At 68.9% G+C, this 18,954-nt stretch carries 17 protein-coding genes; 13 read left to right on the forward strand and 4 right to left on the reverse strand.

The window, feature by feature from the left end; genetic code table 11:
• Nucleotides 1-9: 9 nt before the first annotated feature.
• The 5 genes from MCHUDSM44219_RS20260 (at nt 10) to MCHUDSM44219_RS20280 (ending at nt 6,799) form a co-directional block, all read left to right on the forward strand.
• Complete coding sequence (locus MCHUDSM44219_RS20260; protein ID WP_048420055.1) at nt 10-1,539, forward strand: amino acid permease; 1,530 nt, start codon at nt 10-12, stop codon at nt 1,537-1,539.
• A gap of 27 nt (nt 1,540-1,566) precedes the next feature.
• Nucleotides 1,567-2,637: an ATP-dependent DNA ligase gene (locus MCHUDSM44219_RS20265; RefSeq protein ID WP_048420056.1), complete on the forward strand. Its 1,071-nt coding sequence runs from the start codon at nt 1,567-1,569 to the stop codon at nt 2,635-2,637.
• A gap of 46 nt (nt 2,638-2,683) precedes the next feature.
• A complete protein-coding gene (locus MCHUDSM44219_RS20270; protein WP_048420130.1) occupies nt 2,684-5,044 on the forward strand; it encodes an arylsulfatase in 2,361 nt (786 codons plus the stop codon).
• 79 nt (nt 5,045-5,123) lie between these two features.
• The gene (locus MCHUDSM44219_RS20275; RefSeq protein ID WP_048420057.1) at nt 5,124-5,996 is read left to right on the forward strand and encodes an LLM class F420-dependent oxidoreductase; all 873 of its coding nucleotides are present in this window, start codon (nt 5,124-5,126) and stop codon (nt 5,994-5,996) included.
• 155 nt (nt 5,997-6,151) lie between these two features.
• Complete coding sequence (locus tag MCHUDSM44219_RS20280; protein WP_048420058.1) at nt 6,152-6,799, forward strand: MBL fold metallo-hydrolase; 648 nt, start codon at nt 6,152-6,154, stop codon at nt 6,797-6,799.
• Here the strand turns inward: MCHUDSM44219_RS20280 and MCHUDSM44219_RS20285 are convergent.
• From MCHUDSM44219_RS20285 to MCHUDSM44219_RS20300, 4 genes are read right to left on the reverse strand one after another with little or no spacing between them, the layout of a single operon-like run.
• The gene (locus MCHUDSM44219_RS20285) at nt 6,780-8,480 is read right to left on the reverse strand and encodes a diol dehydratase reactivase ATPase-like domain-containing protein (protein ID WP_048420059.1); all 1,701 of its coding nucleotides are present in this window, start codon (nt 8,478-8,480) and stop codon (nt 6,780-6,782) included. The two genes, MCHUDSM44219_RS20280 and MCHUDSM44219_RS20285, sit on opposite strands and share 20 nt — an antisense overlap.
• Nucleotides 8,477-8,806 carry a diol dehydratase small subunit gene (locus tag MCHUDSM44219_RS20290; protein WP_048420060.1) on the reverse strand — a complete coding sequence of 110 codons (330 nt, stop codon included), beginning with the start codon at nt 8,804-8,806 and terminating at the stop codon, nt 8,477-8,479. The genes MCHUDSM44219_RS20285 and MCHUDSM44219_RS20290 overlap by 4 nt, the downstream gene beginning before the upstream one ends.
• A complete protein-coding gene (locus MCHUDSM44219_RS20295; RefSeq protein ID WP_048420061.1) occupies nt 8,803-11,043 on the reverse strand; it encodes a propanediol/glycerol family dehydratase large subunit in 2,241 nt (746 codons plus the stop codon). The genes MCHUDSM44219_RS20290 and MCHUDSM44219_RS20295 overlap by 4 nt, the downstream gene beginning before the upstream one ends.
• Nucleotides 11,044-11,066: 23 nt before the next feature.
• On the reverse strand, nt 11,067-12,605 hold the full coding sequence (locus tag MCHUDSM44219_RS20300; protein WP_048420062.1) for an APC family permease: 1,539 nt from the start codon (nt 12,603-12,605) through the stop codon (nt 11,067-11,069).
• Between the two features lie 195 nt (nt 12,606-12,800).
• Here MCHUDSM44219_RS20300 and MCHUDSM44219_RS20305 point away from each other — a divergent pair, with 195 nt between their 5' ends.
• Genes MCHUDSM44219_RS20305 through MCHUDSM44219_RS20340 form a run of 8 tightly spaced genes read left to right on the forward strand, consistent with a single transcriptional unit; the run spans nt 12,801 to nt 18,951 of the window.
• Complete coding sequence (locus tag MCHUDSM44219_RS20305) at nt 12,801-14,075, forward strand: class-III pyridoxal-phosphate-dependent aminotransferase (RefSeq protein WP_048420063.1); 1,275 nt, start codon at nt 12,801-12,803, stop codon at nt 14,073-14,075.
• Nucleotides 14,076-14,077: 2 nt separating this feature from the next.
• Nucleotides 14,078-15,631 (forward strand): aldehyde dehydrogenase family protein, encoded by a 1,554-nt coding sequence (locus tag MCHUDSM44219_RS20310; protein ID WP_048420064.1) that lies wholly within the window; start codon nt 14,078-14,080, stop codon nt 15,629-15,631.
• Between the two features lie 3 nt (nt 15,632-15,634).
• Entirely contained in the window at nt 15,635-16,240 is a 606-nt protein-coding gene (locus MCHUDSM44219_RS20315; protein WP_048420065.1) for a BMC domain-containing protein, read from the forward strand.
• A complete protein-coding gene (locus MCHUDSM44219_RS20320) occupies nt 16,237-16,725 on the forward strand; it encodes a hypothetical protein (RefSeq protein ID WP_048420066.1) in 489 nt (162 codons plus the stop codon). Before MCHUDSM44219_RS20315 ends, MCHUDSM44219_RS20320 begins: the two co-directional genes overlap by 4 nt.
• Nucleotides 16,722-16,967, forward strand: coding sequence for a EutN/CcmL family microcompartment protein (locus MCHUDSM44219_RS20325; protein WP_048420067.1), 246 nt, complete (start codon nt 16,722-16,724; stop codon nt 16,965-16,967). Before MCHUDSM44219_RS20320 ends, MCHUDSM44219_RS20325 begins: the two co-directional genes overlap by 4 nt.
• Before the next feature lie 47 nt (nt 16,968-17,014).
• The gene (locus MCHUDSM44219_RS20330) at nt 17,015-17,296 is read left to right on the forward strand and encodes a BMC domain-containing protein (RefSeq protein WP_043413363.1); all 282 of its coding nucleotides are present in this window, start codon (nt 17,015-17,017) and stop codon (nt 17,294-17,296) included.
• Between the two features lie 9 nt (nt 17,297-17,305).
• Nucleotides 17,306-17,959, forward strand: a complete 654-nt coding sequence (locus tag MCHUDSM44219_RS20335) for a microcompartment protein (RefSeq protein WP_048420068.1) — start codon at nt 17,306-17,308, stop codon at nt 17,957-17,959.
• Nucleotides 17,956-18,951, forward strand: a complete 996-nt coding sequence (locus tag MCHUDSM44219_RS20340) for a phosphotransferase enzyme family protein (protein WP_048420069.1) — start codon at nt 17,956-17,958, stop codon at nt 18,949-18,951. The genes MCHUDSM44219_RS20335 and MCHUDSM44219_RS20340 overlap by 4 nt, the downstream gene beginning before the upstream one ends.
• Nucleotides 18,952-18,954: the final 3 nt, after the last annotated feature.

Here is an 18,954-nt window from a genome sequence, read left to right on the forward strand (position 1 = left end):
GAGCGCAGTATGACCGCCATCGATCCCGCCATCTCCTCGCAGGAGGACGCCTCCACGCTGGAGGAACTCGGCTACACCCAGGAGCTGCACCGCGGCATCGGCGGGTACGCGGCGTTCGCGTCGGGATTCTCGTTCGTGTCGATCCTGACCACGGTGTTCGCGTTCTTCCCGCTGGGGTTCGCGCTCGGCGGCCCCGCGTTCTTCTTCACCTGGCCGATCGTGTTCGTCTGCCAGTTCTGCGTCTGCCTGGTGTTCGCCGAGCTGTCGGGCAAGTTCCCGGTGGCCGGTGCCATCTACCAGTGGTCGCGACGGCTCGCGGGCAACGCGGTCGGCTGGTTCGCCGGATGGTTCATGCTGGTCGGCTACATCGTGTCGATCGCCGCACTGGCGATCGCCATGCAGACGGTGCTGCCGCCGATCTGGTCGGGCTTCCAGCTCGTCGGCCAGGACATGGATCCGCTGTCGGTCGACGGCGCCACCAACGGCATCATCCTCGGCGCCGTCACGATCGTGCTGTGCACGATCATCAGCGCCGCCGGCGTGCGGTTCATGGCCCGCATCACCGTCACCGGCGTGACGCTGGAGATCATCGGCGTCGTGCTGATCATCGGCGCGATGTTCCTGACCGCCGAACGCGGCCCGGCCCAGGCCGTCCTCGACACCGGCGGCCACGGCACCGGGGTCAGCTACCTGCCCGCGTTCCTGGCCTCGATGCTGATGGCCGCCTACGTGATGTATGGCTTCGACAGCGCCGCCGAGCTCAGCGAGGAGACCCGCAACCCCCGCAAGACCGCCCCGAAGGCGATCGTCAACGCGCTGCTCGTCTCGTTCCTCGGCGGCGGCCTGATGATCCTGGCCGCCCTGATGTCGGCCCCCGAGCTCGGTGACGATCTGGCCCACGGCGGTATGGCGTGGGTGATCGAGAGCCAGCTCGACACGTGGCTCGGCAAGACGCTGCTCGGCCTCGTCGCGGTCGCCATCTTCTCGGCCACCCTGGCCATCCAGGCGTCGGCCTCACGGGTGATGTTCTCGATGGCCCGCGACAACCGCCTCCCGTTCGGCTCGTTCCTGGCGAGGGTCAACAAGCGCACCGGCACACCCGTCATCACCGGCATCGCGGTCAGCACCCTGGCCATCGCGGTGCTGCTGGTCAACCTCGGGCAGTCGAGCGTGTTCGCCGCGATCGCGTCGGTGTCGGTGGTGATCGTCTACCTGGCCTACCTGATGGTGACCGTGCCGGCGCTCGTGCACCGGCTGCGCGGGACCAGCCTGTCCTACGGGAAGCCGATCATGGACCTGGGCCGGTGGGGGATCCCGGTCAACATGATCGCCGTCGTGATGGGCGGTCTGCTCGTGGTCAACATCGGGTGGCCGCGGCAGGAGGTCTACAACCCCGCCGGGGACTCGCTGTTCCTGCAGTACTTCGCGGTCATCTTCGTCGCGCTCACGCTCGTCGTCGGCAACGTCGCCTACCGGGTGGTCAAGGACCGCGACGGCGCCCCGGACCCCGTCGACGCGCTCGTCGGCCGGAAGGACTGAGTCTGGCGCGGGTCAGAATGGGAGTCGATGAGACTCCCTGTGATGCCGCCGGTGTCGCCGATGCTCGCGAAGTCGGTCACCGAGATCCCGCCGGACGCGTGGTACGAGCCGAAGTGGGACGGGTTCCGGTCGATCCTGTTCCGCGACGGCGACGACGTCGAACTCGGCAGCCGCAACGAACGGCCGATGACGCGTTACTTCCCGGAGATCGCGGCCGCCGCCGAGACGGAACTGCCGCAGCGCTGCGTCATCGACGGGGAGATCGTCATCGCCTCCGGCGCGGGCCTGGACTTCGAAGCGCTGCAACTGCGTCTGCATCCCGCCGCGTCGCGGGTGCGGATGCTGGCCCAGCAGACCCCGGCGGCGTTCATCGCCTTCGATCTGCTGGCGCTGGGTGAGCGCGACCTGACGGCGCTGCCGTTCGCCGAACGCCGGGCCGCCCTCGTCGACGCACTGGCCGGGTGCGGGCCGACGTTCCACGTCACCCCGGCGACCACCGACCTGGACACCGCGCACCGCTGGTTCGACGAGTTCGAGGGTGCGGGTCTGGACGGCGTCGTCGCCAAGCCGCCGACGCTGGCCTATCAGCCCGACAAGCGGGTGATGTTCAAGATCAAGCATCAGCGCACCGCGGACTGCGTCGTCGCCGGGTACCGGCTGCACAAGTCGGGCCCCGACGCGATCGGGTCGCTGCTGCTGGGGCTCTACGCCGCCGACGGATCGCTGGCGTCGGTCGGCGTCATCGGCGCGTTCCCGATGGCGCGCCGGCGTGCGCTGTTCACCGAGTTGCAGCCGCTCGTGACGACGTTCGACGAGCACCCTTGGAACTGGGCGGCGCACGTGGACCCGGAGGTGGTGCGCCGCCACGGCGGCGGATCCCGGTGGAACGCCGGCAAGGACCTGTCGTTCGTGCCGCTGCGCCCCGAACGGGTCGTGGAGGTGCGCTACGACCACATGGAGGGCTCGCGGTTCCGGCACACCGCGCAGTTCAATCGGTGGCGGCCCGACCGCGAACCGCGCTCCTGCACCTATGACCAACTCGACCGGCCTGTCACTTTCCGGCTCGCGGACATCGTTCCCGGTTTAGGGTCTGCGTGAATCACGACCGGTGAAGAAGTCGCCGGCGGGCACGAGTGAGGACAGCGTGATCCAGCGGACCCATCTCCCCATCCCGACACCGCCCCGCACGGGGCTGATCACCTATGACGCCAAGGACCCCGACACCAGCTATCCGCCGATCCAGCCGATCCGCCCGCCCGAGGGCGCCCCGAACGTCTTGGTGATCCTGCTCGACGACGTCGGCTTCGGCGCGTCCAGCGCGTTCGGCGGCCCCTGCGCGACCCCGGTCGCGGAGCGACTGGCCTCGAATGGACTGCGCTATAACCGGTTCCACACCACCGCGCTGTGCTCCCCGACCCGGCAGGCCCTGCTGACCGGGCGCAATCACCATTCGGCGGGCATGGGCGGGATCACCGAGATCGCCACCGGTGCGCCCGGGTACTGCTCGGTGCTGCCCAACACCATGTCGCCGATCGCGCGCACGTTGAAACTGAACGGCTACAACACCGCACAGTTCGGCAAGTGCCACGAGGTGCCGGTGTGGGAGACCAGCCCGGTGGGGCCGTTCGACGCCTGGCCGACGGGCGGCGGCGGGTTCGAGTACTTCTACGGGTTCATCGGCGGCGAGGCCAACCAGTGGTATCCGACGCTGTTCGAGGGCACCAATCCGATCGAGGTGACCAGTACCCCGGAGGAGGGGTATCACTTCATGGCCGACATGACCGACAAGGCACTCGCCTGGATCGGTCAGCAGAAGGCGCTCGCCGCGGACAAGCCGTTCTTCGTCTACTTCGCCCCGGGCGCGACCCACGCCCCGCACCACGTCCCCAAGGAATGGGCCGACAAGTATCGCGGTCGGTTCGACGATGGTTGGGATGCATTGCGGGAGAGGACCTTCGCGCGCCAGAAGGAACTCGGGGTGATCCCCCCGGAGTGTGAGCTCACCGCGCGGCACGCCGAGATCCCGGCCTGGGACGACATGCCCGACGAGCTCAAGCCGGTGCTGCGCCGGCAGATGGAGGTCTACGCCGGTTTCCTCGAGTACACCGACCATCACGTCGGCCTGCTCGTCGACGGCCTGCAGAGCCTCGGCGTCCTCGACGACACGCTGATCTACTACATCATCGGCGACAACGGCGCGTCGGCCGAGGGCACGATCAACGGCACCTACAACGAGATGCTCAACTTCAACGGCATGGCGGCGATCGAGACCCCGCAGTTCATGGCCGAACGCCTGGACCAGTTCGGTGGGCCCGACTCCTACAACCACTACGCCGTGGGCTGGGCGCACGCGATGGACACGCCGTATCAGTGGACCAAGCAGGTGGCCTCGCACTGGGGCGGCACCCGCAACGGCACGATCGTGCACTGGCCCAACGCGATTCGCGCCAAGGGTGAGATGCGCTGGCAGTTCCACCATGTGATCGACGTGGCGCCGACCATCCTGGAGGCCGCCGGGCTGCCCGAGCCGCTGTTCGTCAACGGCGTGCAGCAGCACCCCATCGAAGGGGTGAGCATGGCGTACTCGTTCGACGACGCCGACGCGGCCGACCGCCACGAGACCCAGTACTTCGAGATGTTGGGCAACCGCGGGATCTACCACAAGGGCTGGACGGCGGTCACCAAGCACAAGACACCGTGGTTACTGGTCGAGGACGACGTGCCCGCGTTCGACGACGACGTCTGGGAGCTCTACGACACCACCGCCGACTGGAGTCAGGCGCGCAACCTGGCAGCGGAGATGCCCGAGAAACTCCATGAACTGCAACGACTCTGGTTGATCGAGGCAACCCGCTACAACGTGTTGCCGCTCGACGACGACGTGGCGCGGCGGCTCAACCCCGACGTCGCGGGCCGCCCCGTCCTGATCAGGGGCAACACCCAGCTGCTGTTCGCCGGCATGGGGCATCTCTCGGAGAACTGCGTGCTGAACCTGAAGAACAAGTCGCACTCGGTGACCGCGGAGATCGAGGTGCCCGACTCCGGGGCACAGGGGGTCATCATCGCCCAGGGCGCGAGCATCGGCGGATGGAGTCTCTACGCCCACGACGGCAAGCTGAAGTACTGCTACAACCTGGGCGGCATCAAGCACTTCTTCGCCGAGTCCGAGGGTCCGTTGCCGGCCGGCGATCACCAGGTGCGAATGGAGTTCGACTACCACGGCGAGGGTCTCGGCGGCGGGGGGACGGTGCGGCTGTACGTCGACGGCACCGAGGTCGGCAGCGGTGAGGTCGAAGCGACGCTGGCGATGATCTTCTCCGCCGACGACGGCTGCGACGTCGGTCTGGACTCCGGGTCGGCGGTCTCCCCCGACTACCGCGCGGGCCAGACCACGTTCACGGGGCGGGTCAAGGGCGTGCAGCTCGCGATCGCCGAGGCCGCCGTCGCCGACAACCACCGCGTCTCCCCGGAGGAGGCGCTGCGGGTGGCGATGGCGCGGCAATAGCGGGTGGCAGTTCCCGGCGTCGTCGCCGAGTTGCCGCCAAACGGGAATGGTGACGCCGGGCACAGTCTTGTAGCCGAGTATGGACCTCGGAATACACGTACCGATCTTCGACATCGACGGCGGACCCACCGCGATCGCCCCCGAGTTGGCCCGCGTCGGCGCGGCCGCGGAGGAGGCCGGCGCGACCTGGCTGTCGTTCATGGACCACTTCTTCCAGATCGAGCCCACCGGCCTGCCCGCCGAGGCGCACATGCTGGAGGGCTACACCACGCTGGGCTACCTCGCCGCGCACACGTCGACGGTCAGCCTGGGGTTGCTCGTCACCGGGGTGACATACCGGCATCCGGGCCTGCTCGCCAAGATCGTGACGACGGTCGACGTGCTGTCGGGCGGGCGCGCGGTCCTCGGGATCGGCGCCGCCTGGTTCGAGCGGGAGCACCAGGGACTCGGTGTCCCGTTCCCGCCGATCGCCGAGCGGTTCGAGCGCCTCGAGGAGGCCCTGCAGATCTGCGACCAGATGTGGGACCCCGAGAACAACGGGGCGTACCAGGGCAGGCACTATCAGCTCGCCGAGACGCTGTGCTCCCCCCAGCCGATCAACAAGCCGAAGGTGATGATCGGTGGCGGCGGGGAGCGCAAGACGCTGCGCCTGGTCGCCCGCTATGGCGACGCGTGCAACCTGTTCGCCAGTTCGCCCGACGATGTGGCGCACAAGCTGGAGGTGCTGCGCCGGCACTGCGACGACGCCGGCCGCGACTACGCGTCGATCCGCAAGACCATCATGGCCAACAACCCGCGGCCCACGCCGGACACGCGCGACGAATTCGTCCGTGCGATGGCCGATTACGCGGCCCTCGGCGTCGACACGGTAATCGTGACGCCGACCGACGGCTCCCCGGCGGCGTGGATCGACGCCATGGCGCCGGTGGTGCGCCAGCTCGCCGAACTCTGACAAGCTTCGGCCCCAGCGGCCACAGCTCTTCACGTTCTGCAGGCAAAGTGCGAGTGGACGGCTGCAGAACGTGGGGAGCTGTGACGAGTGTGGTTCTGGAGTGCATCACCACCACCCCTTGACCTGAAGCATCGTTGAGGTTGCAGCCTGAAGGCATGAAACAGGTACTGAGCGATCTCTACGAAACCCGCACCGATTCACCGTTTCCGGGGCTGACCACCCACGCCTACCTCTGGACGCCGGCGAACATCATGTTCTACTCGCCGGCCACCGACGCCGACTTCGACGGACTCGACCGCCTCGGCGGCGTCGCCCACCACTACCTCAGCCACCGCGACGAGGCCGGGCCCATGCTCCGCCGGGTCGCCGAGCGCTTCGGGTCCACCCTGCATGCACCCGCAGGGGATCTCGCCGACATCAGCAGGCACGCCCATGTCGACGTCCCGGTGACGGGCCGCTACACCGACGTGAACGGCATCGAGATCATCCCGACGCCGGGCCATTCCCCGGGCAGCGTCTGCTACCTGGTGCCCGGCGCCGAGGGCCGCTACCTGTTCACCGGCGACACGCTGGTGCGCACCGCAGAGGGCGGCTGGTGGGCCGGCTACATCGACAGCTTCCACACGTCCAGCGATGCGGAGAAGATCGCCGAGAGCCTGCGGACACTCGCCGAGCTCTCCCCGGATGTGGTGATCTCCAGCGCTTTTCAGGGTGACTCCGCGGTGCACCGCATCGAACCGGCACACTGGCGGGGTCACATCGCGCACGCGATCGCGGGCCTTCCTACTGCTGCGCGAACATAGCGACCAACCCGCGCGCCACCGCGAACCGCGGCCCGTGCACGCCGTCGATGTCGGCGCGCCCGACCACCACCCGCAGCGGCCGCAGCGCCTCGGAGACCGTGCGCATCAACTCGTCGTCCAGCGCGCCACCGCCTGCCAGCACCAACGCATTCGGCGGATCGTCGAACGCGGTGAGACACCGGGCGATGTTCGCCGCGACGGTCTCCTGCTTGATCGCCAACCGCAGGCTGCGCCACTCCTCGGCGGCGAGCCTGTTCGAGAACGGCACCAGGCCCGCACTGCCGCGCGTGCACAGCCGGCCGATCGCGTCCGACGCCGCCGGCGAGTTCAGGAACACCCGCCGCCCGTCCTCCTCGTGCGCGACGTGCGGGCCCTCCACCCGCACCGCCGGTGTGCGTTTCACCGTCTCGGCCAGCGCGTGGGGGATGCCGAGCACACGGGCGATCGCGACGGTGATCGACTCCCCCGCCCCTGCCGCGACGACGGTCTTCTCGTCGCCGATGAGATCGACGGTGCCACCGCCGATGTCGCACACCATCGATCCGGGTGGGAAGCCCGGAGTGGTGCGGGCACCCCACGCCGCGGCCAGCGGTTCGGAACTCAGCGTGCGGGCGGGCCGACCCGTCAACTCACTCAGCATGTCCGCCGCGTCGGCCGCCTCCTCGGCGGCCAGCAACGCGACCACGGTGCCCTGCGCGTCGGCGACTCCGCGCCGCAGCCACGCGCCGCTGTCGATGGCCGCTAGGTTCGTGAAGAACGCGTCGTGCACGGCCAGGCCCTGTGCCGCGGTCGGAACCGACTGCAGCCGCACGTGTTCGACGATGCCGGGCGCCGAGCGGCGCAGCACCGCGTGCGCCTGGGCGGGCGAGTACCGCACCGTCCGGCCGTCGGCGCGGATGTCGACGTGATCGCCGTCGGCATCGGGCGGGGCGGGCGCGTCGGTGCGGGGGGTCACCGCGATCGCCGCCGAGTCGGCCAGTTCCCGACAGAAGTCGGCGACCTCGTGCAGGCTGTCGACGGGCAGGCGCAGTGCCGCGGAGAGCGCGATCGGATCGGCCATCGCGCGGTAGGCGCGGCCCTCCTCGACCACTTCCACCGCGATCAGCGCACCCGGTGCCAGACCCTCGACGTCCGCCTCGTCGACCACCGGCACGTCGATCGGAATCCGGTTACGGATCAACACCGCATCGTCCTGCGCGGCGACCACACCGACGATCCGCCAACCCCGGTAGACCGCCGCGCCGATCTCCCGGGCCGCCACCTCGAAGTCCGTGACCGCGTCGACGGACACGACCACGGGCTCCCCGGTCGGAGAGGTCGCCAGATCGGTCAGACGCACGTGGCGCCCGACCCCGTGACCGGCGCCGGCCGGCGTGCTGGCATCCGGTCGGCGCAGGCTGCGCACCGGGGACGACGGGGAGTAGGCCGGCGGAATCGGCGCGGTCGCGGTGTCCACGGGCCGCAGCGCCGACAACAGCAACTCGTCAGCCCGAAGACCGGCGTCGACCTCGATCCTGTGCAGCAGTGCGGCCGCGCCGTGCAGCGACTCCGGGCTGCCCTTGCGGCCCCGGGTGGGCGCCTGCCCGTGCGCGACGGTGCTGACGACGCCGCCGTCCAACCGCGCCAGCAGGATCTCGGTGGTGTGGTTACCGACGTCGATGCCGGCGACCGTGCGGATCAACGCAGCAGGCCGCGGCGGGCGTAGGCGGCGGCGGCCTGCTCCACCAGGGCCGCGCAGCGCGGTGCACCGCGGTTGATCAGCGAGGTGCGCAGCTCCTCGAGTTCGGCGGCGGTCGACCGGTGGGGACGCAGCGCCTCGTAGAGCGCCATCACCTCTTCGTCGTCGATCGTCGCGAGTTCGGCTGCGCGCCGGAAGTTCTCGGCGAGCTGCGGGTTACCGCCCCGCTCAGCGACGGCGGCCTGCCGATCCAGCGCGGCCGGGTCCATCCGCAGATCGGCCAGCCCCAGCTTGCCGTCGACGGCGTTGTCCACGGTGATGTCGGTCATGGCAGCTCCACCTTCACCGTCACCGGGGCCTCACCGGGTTCGCACGCCGCCCGTTCCAGGGCCACCAGCGCGACGGCGCGGGCGTGGTACCGGGCTGAGATCGACTCGTCGGTGCCTCCGGTGAAGATCGGCACCGGGGCCATCCCCTTGGCGTGCCGGGCCGCGTTCTTGCCCAGCTCGCGATACTGCGCGGCGGTGAGCAGCGGCGCCACACTGAACAACTCCAGGTTCGCCAGGGGGGCCAGATCACGGCGGTGGATCAGCGCGGTGCCTTTGCCCTGCAGCCCGATTCCGATGCCCGAGCCGGACAGTCGCGCGGCGGTCAGCCCGATCATGCCGACATCGATCGTGGAGCGCACCCGCACCGTGCGCGCGACGCAGCCCTCCTCTTCCAGGCCCGCCGAGATCTGCCGCAGCACCTCGCCGATGGTCAGCCCGCACAGGCTCAGCCACACGCTGCGGCCCCAGGCCGGCGACAGCCCGATGCACACCTCGCGGGGATCGCTGCCCTGCCGGGCCGGTTCGACGTCGGTCACGACGAGATGACCGCGGTGCTCCTCCTGATCGGCGGTCAACTCGGCGCTGCTGCGCGCCTGCCGGATCCCGTCGATCTCGGTGCGCCGGGCGTCGGTCAGCGCGTAACCCGTTGCCGGACCGCTGTAGTCGTTGGGATCGGTGAGCTTGGAAAGCACCTGGAACTGCTCGTCGAAGATGGCCGAGGTCTGCAACTGGTCGCCCTTGAGCCGTTCCCGGGTCAGGGTCGTGATCGCCTCGGCCTCGTCGGTGAAGCCGGTGCGGTGCAGCGAGGCGATGACGTCGAACACCGTCAACTGCTTGGCCTCGATGGACGCCGCGGCCTCCGCCACCATCTTGGGGTGGCCCGCAGGCAGGTCGCGAGAACCGTTGGCCGCCACCACCTGCTCCACCCGCGCGTCGTCGTAGTCGGCCAGGCCGAGGTCGCGGTACACCGCCTGAACCGCCTTGGCGGCGCGGCGGCGCACCGCCTCGAGATGGTCCGGGGAGACGGTGCGCAGGCCGCCGTCGGCGCCCCAGTCACGCTGCAGTACCAGGAAGTCGTCCATGTCGTCGGAGTTGAAGTTCGACAGCGCGAAGGCGTTGTCGTAGCGCGGTATCGACCCGAAGCCCGAGAAGATGAAGTCCGCACCGGCCAGCAGCACCGGCAAGGTGTGGGCACTGCGGCGGATGTCCGATTCGGAGATCAGGTTGTCGTTGCCCGCGCACGACTCCAAGTCGCGCATCATCACCATCAGGTTCTCGGCGAGCAGTTCCTTCATGCCCTCGGGCACTGAAGCGACCACACCGACCCCGTCGATGCCGCCGTTCTGCACGCCCTGCGATCCCAGCGCCCGGGCCAGCGACACACACCGGGACTCCAGATAGAGGATCGAGCACTGCTCCGCGGCGCCCATCAGCACCTCCGCCCCGCCGCCGCTGGTGACCCGCATCTTCAGGCCCCGTGACGCGTACGCCGAGGTGAGAATCGCCTTGCTGAACGGGGTGTCGTCGCCGTCGACGAACACCTGCTCGGTGCCATAGATCGAGATGGTCTCGGCGTAGCTGGTCAGCCCGCGCAGACCCAGGCGCAACTCGAGGGCCTCCTCGATCGAGCACTGCGCCATCGCGCCCGGGGTGCCGACCTGCGAGCCGATCAGCAGGGCGACCGCGTTCGACGGGGCGTCGCCGAGGACCGGCACCGTCGTCTCGACCTCGCGGAAACCGTAGGCGACAGCGCTGGCCGCGTCGGCGGCGATCAGCAGCGGGTCGTCGAGCTGGTTGGTGACGTGGGCCTGGTTGCTCGGGGTCCGGCGGGCGCGCATCTTGGCCATCGCCATCTGCATCTCGACCGGCGACATCAGGGCGATCACCCGGGCCAGCTTGGCGGGGGTGGTGCCGCCGATCAGCCGCACCACCTCCGCCCGCGGGACGTTGATGTCCACCGCCATCCGTGCCAGCGTCACGTCGTCGAGGGCCATCGCCTCCTCGGCGACCGCGAGATCGATGCCGTAGCGGGCGATGAACTCGTCGATCACGTCGAACTCGCCGGCGCCTTTGCCGTCGAGCTCGACGACCTCGCCCCCGCGTGTCACCAGCGAGGGCAAGGGGTCCTGGGGGCTGCTCATCGCGACCAGACCGAGCCGGGCGTCCGGGACGCTGAACCCGTCGAGGTTGACCGGCTTCGAGTTCAGTACCCGGAATCGGCCCAGCTCGTCTGCCACGAAGGCCTCCTGTTCGCGGACTGTCAGTCCCGTACTTCGTTGTCCTCGTATACGATCCGGCCGATCAGCTCGTACCGGCCCGGGTCCCTGAACTTGAAGTACAGCGCCATGGCCGCCCCGAGCGCGAACAGTCCGACCACGATCCATGGTGTCAGCTTGAACAGCAACGTGCCGGATGCGGCGCCGGCCGCCGCATCCTTGTGTTCCCACAGCAGGTACACGACGTAGAGCATGCCGATCCCGCCGAGCAGCGGAGCCAGGAACGTCTTGAACCAGTGCGCGCTGGAGGGGTGGTTCTTGTGGAAGTGGAAGTACGCGACCACCGAGAAGGCGCACAGCGACTGAACGATCAGGATCGCCATCGTGCCCAGGATCGCGAGCAGTGTGTACATGTGGATGTAGGGATCCATGCCGGCGACGAAGAACGCCAGGATCAGCACCAGCGTGATCCCCGTCTGCACGAACGACGCGATGTGCGGCGATCCGTGGTGCTTGTGAGTGGCGCCCAGCGTCTTCTGCAGGCCTTCGTGCAGCCCTTCACGGCCCATGGCGTACAGGTAGCGCGACGCGCAGTTGTGGAACGCCATGCCGCACGCGAACGATCCGGTCACCAGCAGGATGTTGAACAGCGTGATGGCCCACTCGCCGTAGGTGCTGCGCACCGGGCCGAAGAAGATCTCGGAGCTGGTGTCGGCGCTCTGGGCGAGCTCGATCGACTTCTGCGGGCCACTGCCGGCGATCGCCATCCAGGACACGAAGATGTAGAAGATGCCGACGCCGAGCACCGCGATCATGGTGGCGCGCGGGATGATCTTCTTCGGATCCTTGGACTCCTCGCCGTACATCGCGGTCGACTCGAAGCCCACCCACGACCAGAACGCGAAGAACAGGCCGAGTCCGGCACTGGCGCCGGCGATCGCGGCGGGCTGGAAGGCGCCGACCGGGTTGAGGATCTGCCCGACCGCGAAACCGTCGGGGCCGCCGCCCTTCACGGCGACGGCGAGCGCACCGAGGGAGAGCATGACGATCTCGGTGATCAGGAACACGCCGAGCACCTTGGCCGTCAGGTTGACGTCGAAGTAGGTCAGGATGCAGTTCAGCGTCAGCATCAGCAGGGCCGGGATCAGCCAGTGGATCTGGATGCCGAACTGACTGTCGAACAGGTTCTGGAAGAAGAACGCGAAGATGCCGATCAGGGAACCCTCGAACACGACGTAGGCCATCGTGATGATCAGACCGCTGGCCATTCCGATGACGCGGCCCAGGCCGTGGGAGATGTAGCCGTAGAACGCGCCGGTCGACGTGATGTGCTTGGCCATCGTCGCGTAGCCGATCGCGAACAGGCCCAGCACGATCGTGGCGACCAGATAGCCGGCCGGTGCGTGGGCACCGTTGCCGAAGCCGACGGCGATCGGCACGTTGCCGACCATCGCGGTGATCGGCGCGGCGGTCGCGACCGCCATGAAGATCACCCCGAAGGTGCCGACGGCGTTGCGCTTGAGCCGTTGCACGGAGTCGGTGGTGGTCGGGCGCGGGGCCACGGTTGCAGAGTCTTCTGTCATTGACGAACACCTTCCGGATGAAGGAGGACCAGCTCACGGGGGCCGGTCACTGTGGTATAGACCACAATGGGTAAACCTCAGTCATATTGGCACTACCAATAGGTCTGCGCAAGACCCAATTGGTCGCTGTTGACATAAATGGTCCTACCCTTTAACTTTTGGTCACACCCGGCCGAGCTCACGACAGGGAGTCCCGTGTACGACTACGGCACGTTCTCGTTCGATTCCAAGGCACAGGTGCTCGAACGCGCCAAGGAGTACTGGAACCCGGACAAGACGCAGTTCTGGACCGACTCCGGAGTCGACCTGGTGATCGACCGCCGGCAGGACTATTTCCTGTGGGACATGAGCGGGCGCCGGCTGATCGACATGCACCTCAACGGCGGGACCTACAACCTCGGCCACCGCAATCCCGAACTGGTGCAGGCGATCACCGAAGGCATGCAGTACTTCGACGTCGGCAACCACCACTTCCCCTCGGTCGCCCGCACCGCACTGGCGCAGAAGCTCATCGAGTCCGCCCCCGCGTCGCTGAGCAAGGTGGCCTTCGGGTCCGGCGGCGGCGAGGCGATCGACATCGCGCTCAAGAGCGCCCGCCACGCCATGCAGCGCCGCAAGATCGTCTCGATCGTCAAGGCCTACCACGGGCACACCGGCCTGGCCGTCGCCACCGGCGACGACCGATTCGCCAAATTGTTCCTGGCCGACCGGCCCGACGAGTTCGTCCAGGTGCCGTTCGGCGACACGGACGCGATGGAGCAGGCGCTGCGCGGTCGCGACGTCGCGGCGGTGATCATGGAGACGATCCCGGCCACCTACGGATTCCCCCTTCCACCTGTGGGTTACCTCGAGGCGGTCAAGGATCTCTGCGAGCGCTACGACGCGCTGTACATCGCCGACGAGGTGCAGACCGGCCTGATGCGCACCGGTGAGATGTGGGCGATCACCAAGCACGGCATCGAACCCGACATCATGGTCACCGGCAAGGGACTCTCCGGCGGCATGTACCCGATCACCGCGGCCCTGCTCAGCGACCGCGCCGCGCAGTGGCTCGACCAGGACGGATTCGGCCACATCTCCACCTTCGGCGGCGCCGAGCTCGGCTGCGTCGCCGCCATCAAGACGTTGGAGATCACCAGCAGGCCCGAGGTCCGCTCGTCGGTGCACTACATCGCCGACATCTTCGCCCGCGGCCTGTCCCGCATCCAGGCCGACCACCCCGAGTGGTTCGTCGGCATCCGCCAGAACGGGGTGGTGATCGGTCTGGAGTTCGATCATCCCGAGGGCGCGAAGTTCGTGATGCGCGAGCTCTACCAGAACGGCGTGTGGGCGATCTTCTCGACCCTGGATCCCCGTGTCCTGCAATTCAAACCGGGCCTGCTGCTCAACCGTGACCTCTGCGAAGACGTGCTCGACCGCGTCGAGGTGGCCGTGGGACGGGCGAAGCTGGCCGCGACCGGACGGAGATAGCAGTGACCAGCAAAAGTGCGGTGCCCCACGCCGGCCAGCTGCTCGAGCGGGCGCGCTTCGCCGCCGCAGCCTACGGCGAGTACGACCAGGCCGCCGTTGCGCGCATCGTCGACGCAGTCGCCGAGGCCGGCCACCGCAACGCCGAACGCTTCGCCGCGGCCGCCGTCGCCGAGACGCAGATGGGTGTGGTCGAGGACAAGATCGTCAAGAACCGCGCCTGCTCGCGCGGCATCGTCGACTTCTACCGGGGCCAGGACTACGTAACGCCCCGGATCGACACCGCCCGCAAGATCGTCGAGATCCCCCGCCCGGCGGGTGTGGTGCTGGCGCTGTGCCCCACCACCAATCCCGTTGCGACGGTGTACTTCAAGGTGATCCTCGCGCTGATGACCCGAAACGCCGTGGTGGTCGCCCCTCACCCCAGGGCGCGTCAGTGCTCAGCCGACGCGGCCCGGGTGCTCGCCGATGCGGCCGTCGCCGCCGGCGCGCCCGACGGCATCGTGTCGGTGATCGAGGATCCCTCGCTGCCGCTCCTCGAGGCGATGATGTCCGACGAGCGCACCGACGTCATCGTCGCCACCGGCGGCACCGCGGTGGTACGGGCCGCCTACTCCTCGGGCAACCCGGCCCTCGGCGTCGGACCAGGCAACGTTCCCGTCTTCGTCGACGCGAGTGCCGACGTCGACGCCGCCGCCCGCCGGATCGTCGGCAGCAAGGCCTTCGACAATTCCGTGCTGTGCACCAACGAGTCGGTGCTGATCGCCGAGGATGCCATCGCCGCGAAGCTCAGCTCGGCGCTCACCCGTCACGGCGCGCACATCTTGGATGCCGACGCGACGCAACGCCTGCGGGAGTTCATGTTTCCCGAGGGCCAGCTCAACACCGACGTCGTCGGCCGGGACGCGGCGTGGATCGCCGAGCGCATCGGTGTGCGGATCACTCCCAAGACCCGGGTACTCATCGCCCCGTTCACCGACGTCGTCGGCGAGGAGGTGCTGACTCACGAGAAGCTCAGCCCGGTGCTGGGGATGACCACCGTCGCCGACGCGCCGCGCGGCATCCGCGCCGCCCGCGCGGTGGTGCGCATCGCCGGGGCCGGCCACTCGGCGGCCATCCACAGCGAGGACGCCTCGGTGATCACCGAGTTCGCCGCCACCGTGCCGGTGCTGCGCGTGTCGGTCAACGTCGGGAACAGCACCGGCAGTTCGGGTCTGGAGACGAACCTCGCTCCGTCGATGACGATCGGCACCGGCTTCGTCGGGCGCAGTTCGATCGGGGAGAACCTGCAGCCCGAGAACCTGATGAACTGGACGCGGATCGCCTACAACGCCGACGCCGGCGTGACGATGCCGAATTTCGCCGGACTGTCGCCGTGGCGTTCACCCGACGGGCCGGTGCCCGCCTACCCGCGGGCGTCCAACGACTCCGCGGCCGCGCCTCCGGTGCCCGCCGGCAGACCCACTGCTCGCCGTGCCGCCGATCCGGGCATCGAGGCGCTGCGCGCCGAGCTGCGTGCGCTGGTGGCCGAAGAACTCGCTCAACTGATCAGGCGGTGACCCGTGGCTGAACTGCGTTCGTTCATCTTCATCGATCGGCTCCAGCCGCAGACGATGTCGTATCTGGGCACCTGGATCAAGGGCGCCCTGCCGCGCGCGGGTGTCGCCGCACAGATCATCGAGGTGGCCCCCGGTCTGGACATCGAGGGCGTCACCGACGTCGCGGTCAAGCACGCCGAGGTCCAGGCCGGCATTCTGGTGGTGGAGCGCCAGTTCGGCTACCTGGAGTTCCACGGTGACACCGACGCGGTGCAGGCCGCCGCCGACGCCGCGCTGGCCGAACTCGACCGGGACTCCGGCTCGGCGACCCCGCCGCAGATCCTGGCCTCGCGCATCATCTCCAGCATCGACGCCCAGCACGCATTCCTGATCAATCGCAACAAGATGGGTTCGATGGTGCTGGCCGGCGAGACCCTCTACGTCCTCGAGATGTCCCCCGCGTCCTACGCGATCCTCGCGACCAACGAGGCCGAGAAGGCCGCCGACATCAAGGTCGTCGACTTCCGGATGATCGGCGCGACCGGCCGGGTGTACCTGTCCGGCAGCGAATCCGACATCCGCCAGGCCGCCTCCGCGGCCGAGGAGGCCCTGGCCCGGAGCGTGCCGTGAGCATCGACCGCGACGCGCTGCGACAACTCGTCCGTGAGGTCGTCCGCGAGGCCGTGGGCGACCTCTCCAACCCGGCCCCGGTCGCGACGGCTCCCCCTTCGCCGGCTCCCCCTCCGCCGGCCCCGGTGGGCCCCGTCGCGACCGGGCCGCTGGCCGCCGACGAGAGGTCGCGGGTCGACACCGTGCGGATCGCCTCCGACCGGGATCTCGACGTATTCGTACGAAACCTGCTGCGGCTGTTCGAGAATCCGAAGACCCGTGCCGACCTGCGGCAGGGCCGGCTGTCGTTCCGGCTCGCCGGCACCGGCCGGCCGGGGCCCGGCAGTAGCCGACGCATCGAACGCGGCGCGGTCACCGAACGGCAGATCGCCGACATCGCCGCGTCCGGCGCGACCCTGGTGCTCGGCCCCCGGGCCGTGCTGACCCCCCTGGCCCGCGAGCGCGCCCGCGCACTGGGCGTGACGATCCACAAGGAGCGCACATGATTCGTGGCACGGTCGTCGGCCAGGTCTGGTCGACCCGCCGTATCGACGGCATCCCGGCCGGGGCCTTCCTGGAAGTGGAGGTCGACGGCTCCGGGGCCCGGCTCGTCGCATTCGACGTGCTGGGCAGCGGAGTCGGCGAGCACGTTCTCGTCACTCAGGGCTCCGTGGCGGCGAGCTGGTTCACCGGCACCCCGCCGCCTGTCGACGCACTGATCATCGGCTCCATCGACGCAAGCGGATAGCCGCCCGGCATCCGGCCCGACAATTCAACCGACACAAAGGAGAAATCATGGCCAGCAACGCGATCGGAATGATCGAGACCAAGGGCTACGTCGCGGCGCTCGCCGCTGCCGACGCGATGGTCAAGGCCGCCAACGTGACGATCACCGATCGCCAGCAGGTCGGTGACGGTCTGGTGGCCGTCATCGTCACCGGTGAGGTCGGCGCCGTCAAGGCCGCGACCGAGGCGGGCGCCGAATCCGCCTCGCAGGTCGGAGAACTCATCAGCGTGCACGTCATCCCGCGCCCGCACAGCGAGCTCGGCGCGCACTTCTCCGTCTCCGCCCAGTAGTCTCGCGAGATGGCCGTCACGGACGCACCGACACGGACCGACATCCGCGTCTACCTGCTCGTCGAGGACCTGCAGCAGCAGTTCGCCGCCTACCTCGGCACGCCGACGCGGGCACGCGGCTATCCGCCGTACGCCGGGGAGCACGCCCTCATCGTCGAGGTGTCCCCGGCGCTGGCGATCGAGCGGGTCATCGACCTGGCGCTGCGGGAGGTTCCGGGTATCCAGCCCGGAATCCTTTACGTGGAGCGCCAGTTCGGGGTGCTCGAGATCCATTCCAGCGATCTCGAGGACGTGCGACGGGCCGGAGAGGCGATCCTGAACGGCACGAAGAACTCCGCGGCCGACCAACTGCGACCGCGAGTGCTCTACCACGACGTCATCGCTGACATCACCGATCAGCACGCGGTGATCCTCAATCGCAACCGGCAGGCGTCGATGGTGCTGCCCGGCCAGTCGCTGCTGGTGTACGAGATGACGCCCGCACTGTTCGCGGCTGTGGCGGCCAACGAGGCCGAGCGCGCCGCGCCGGGGCTGACGCTGGTCGACGTACAGATGATCGGCGCCGCGGGCCGCCTCTACATCAGCGGCAGCACCGCCGATGTGGTGACCGCACGTGATGCGATCACCACGGTGCTGGAGTCGATCGAGGGGCGGGACCATTGAGCGGCGACGTCGGCGACGACCGCGCGGTGGCGGAGAAGGCGCTCGAGGCGTTCGACCTGCCGCAGGGCTCGGCGCTGCGACTGCTCAACCTGTCTGAAAACGCCACCTACGCCGTCGAGGAGCCCGGCTGCGGGCACCGATCCATCCTGCGGGTGCACCGCAAGAACTACCACCGGGTCGACCAGATCGAGTCGGAACTGATGTGGCTCGACGCGCTGCGCCGCGAGAGCGACATCACCGTGCCGACCGTGATCCCGGCGCACGACGGCCGCCGTGTGGTCACCGTCCACCACGACGGCGCCGAGCGTCATGTGGTGCACTTCGAGATGGTGCCCGGCGCCGAACCCGACGAGAACACGCTGACGAGCACGGACTTCCACACGCTGGGGTCCATCACCGCGGCGCTGCACGACCATGCCCGCAGCTGGCAGCGCCCGCCGACCTTCAGCCGGTTCGCCTGGGACTGGGAACACAGCCTGGGGACGTCCCCGCGCTGGGGCCGCTGGCGCGACGCGGTCGGCGTCGGCGAGCACGAGGCGGAGGTACTGGGCCGCGCCGAGCAGCTGCTGGCCCGCCGGCTCGCCGAATACGGCACGGGCAGCAACACCTTCGGGCTGGTTCATGCCGACCTGCGGCTGGCCAACCTGCTGGTCGACGGTGACACCATCACGGTCATCGACTTCGACGACTGCGGATTCGGCTGGTATTTCTACGATTTCGGGACGGCGGTGTCGTTCTTCGAGGACCACCCGTCGGTGCCGGAGTGGCAGGACGCCTGGGCCACGGGTTACCGCACCCGCCGGGAGCTGGCCGCGGCCGACGAGGACATGCTGGCCTCGTTCGTGCTGCTACGCCGGCTGCTGCTGCTGGCGTGGATGGGGACGCACAGCCATTCCCGGGAATCGCAGGCCATTTCCGTCACCTACGCCGCGGGCAGCTGCACGCTCGCCGAGCGGTACCTGTCCTCCGACGGTCACCTCCTGACCGCCTGAATC

The sequence above is a fragment of the Mycolicibacterium chubuense genome (assembly GCF_001044255.1).
Taxonomy (GTDB): domain Bacteria; phylum Actinomycetota; class Actinomycetes; order Mycobacteriales; family Mycobacteriaceae; genus Mycobacterium; species Mycobacterium chubuense.

Excerpts from the sequence above, each read along its gene's own strand:
- MCHUDSM44219_RS20265 (WP_048420056.1), top strand. The coding sequence starts at position 1,567 with ATGAGACTCCCTGTGATGCCGCCGGTGTCGCCGATGCTCGCGAAGTCG.
- MCHUDSM44219_RS20275 (WP_048420057.1), top strand. The coding sequence starts at position 5,124 with ATGGACCTCGGAATACACGTACCGATCTTCGACATCGACGGCGGACCC.
- MCHUDSM44219_RS20330 (WP_043413363.1), top strand. The coding sequence starts at position 17,015 with ATGGCCAGCAACGCGATCGGAATGATCGAGACCAAGGGCTACGTCGCG.
- MCHUDSM44219_RS20300 (WP_048420062.1), bottom strand. The coding sequence starts at position 12,605 with ATGACAGAAGACTCTGCAACCGTGGCCCCGCGCCCGACCACCACCGAC.
- MCHUDSM44219_RS20335 (WP_048420068.1), top strand. The coding sequence starts at position 17,306 with ATGGCCGTCACGGACGCACCGACACGGACCGACATCCGCGTCTACCTG.
- MCHUDSM44219_RS20260 (WP_048420055.1), top strand. The coding sequence starts at position 10 with ATGACCGCCATCGATCCCGCCATCTCCTCGCAGGAGGACGCCTCCACG.
- MCHUDSM44219_RS20325 (WP_048420067.1), top strand. The coding sequence starts at position 16,722 with ATGATTCGTGGCACGGTCGTCGGCCAGGTCTGGTCGACCCGCCGTATC.
- MCHUDSM44219_RS20290 (WP_048420060.1), bottom strand. The coding sequence starts at position 8,806 with ATGACCGACATCACCGTGGACAACGCCGTCGACGGCAAGCTGGGGCTG.
- MCHUDSM44219_RS20280 (WP_048420058.1), top strand. The coding sequence starts at position 6,152 with ATGAAACAGGTACTGAGCGATCTCTACGAAACCCGCACCGATTCACCG.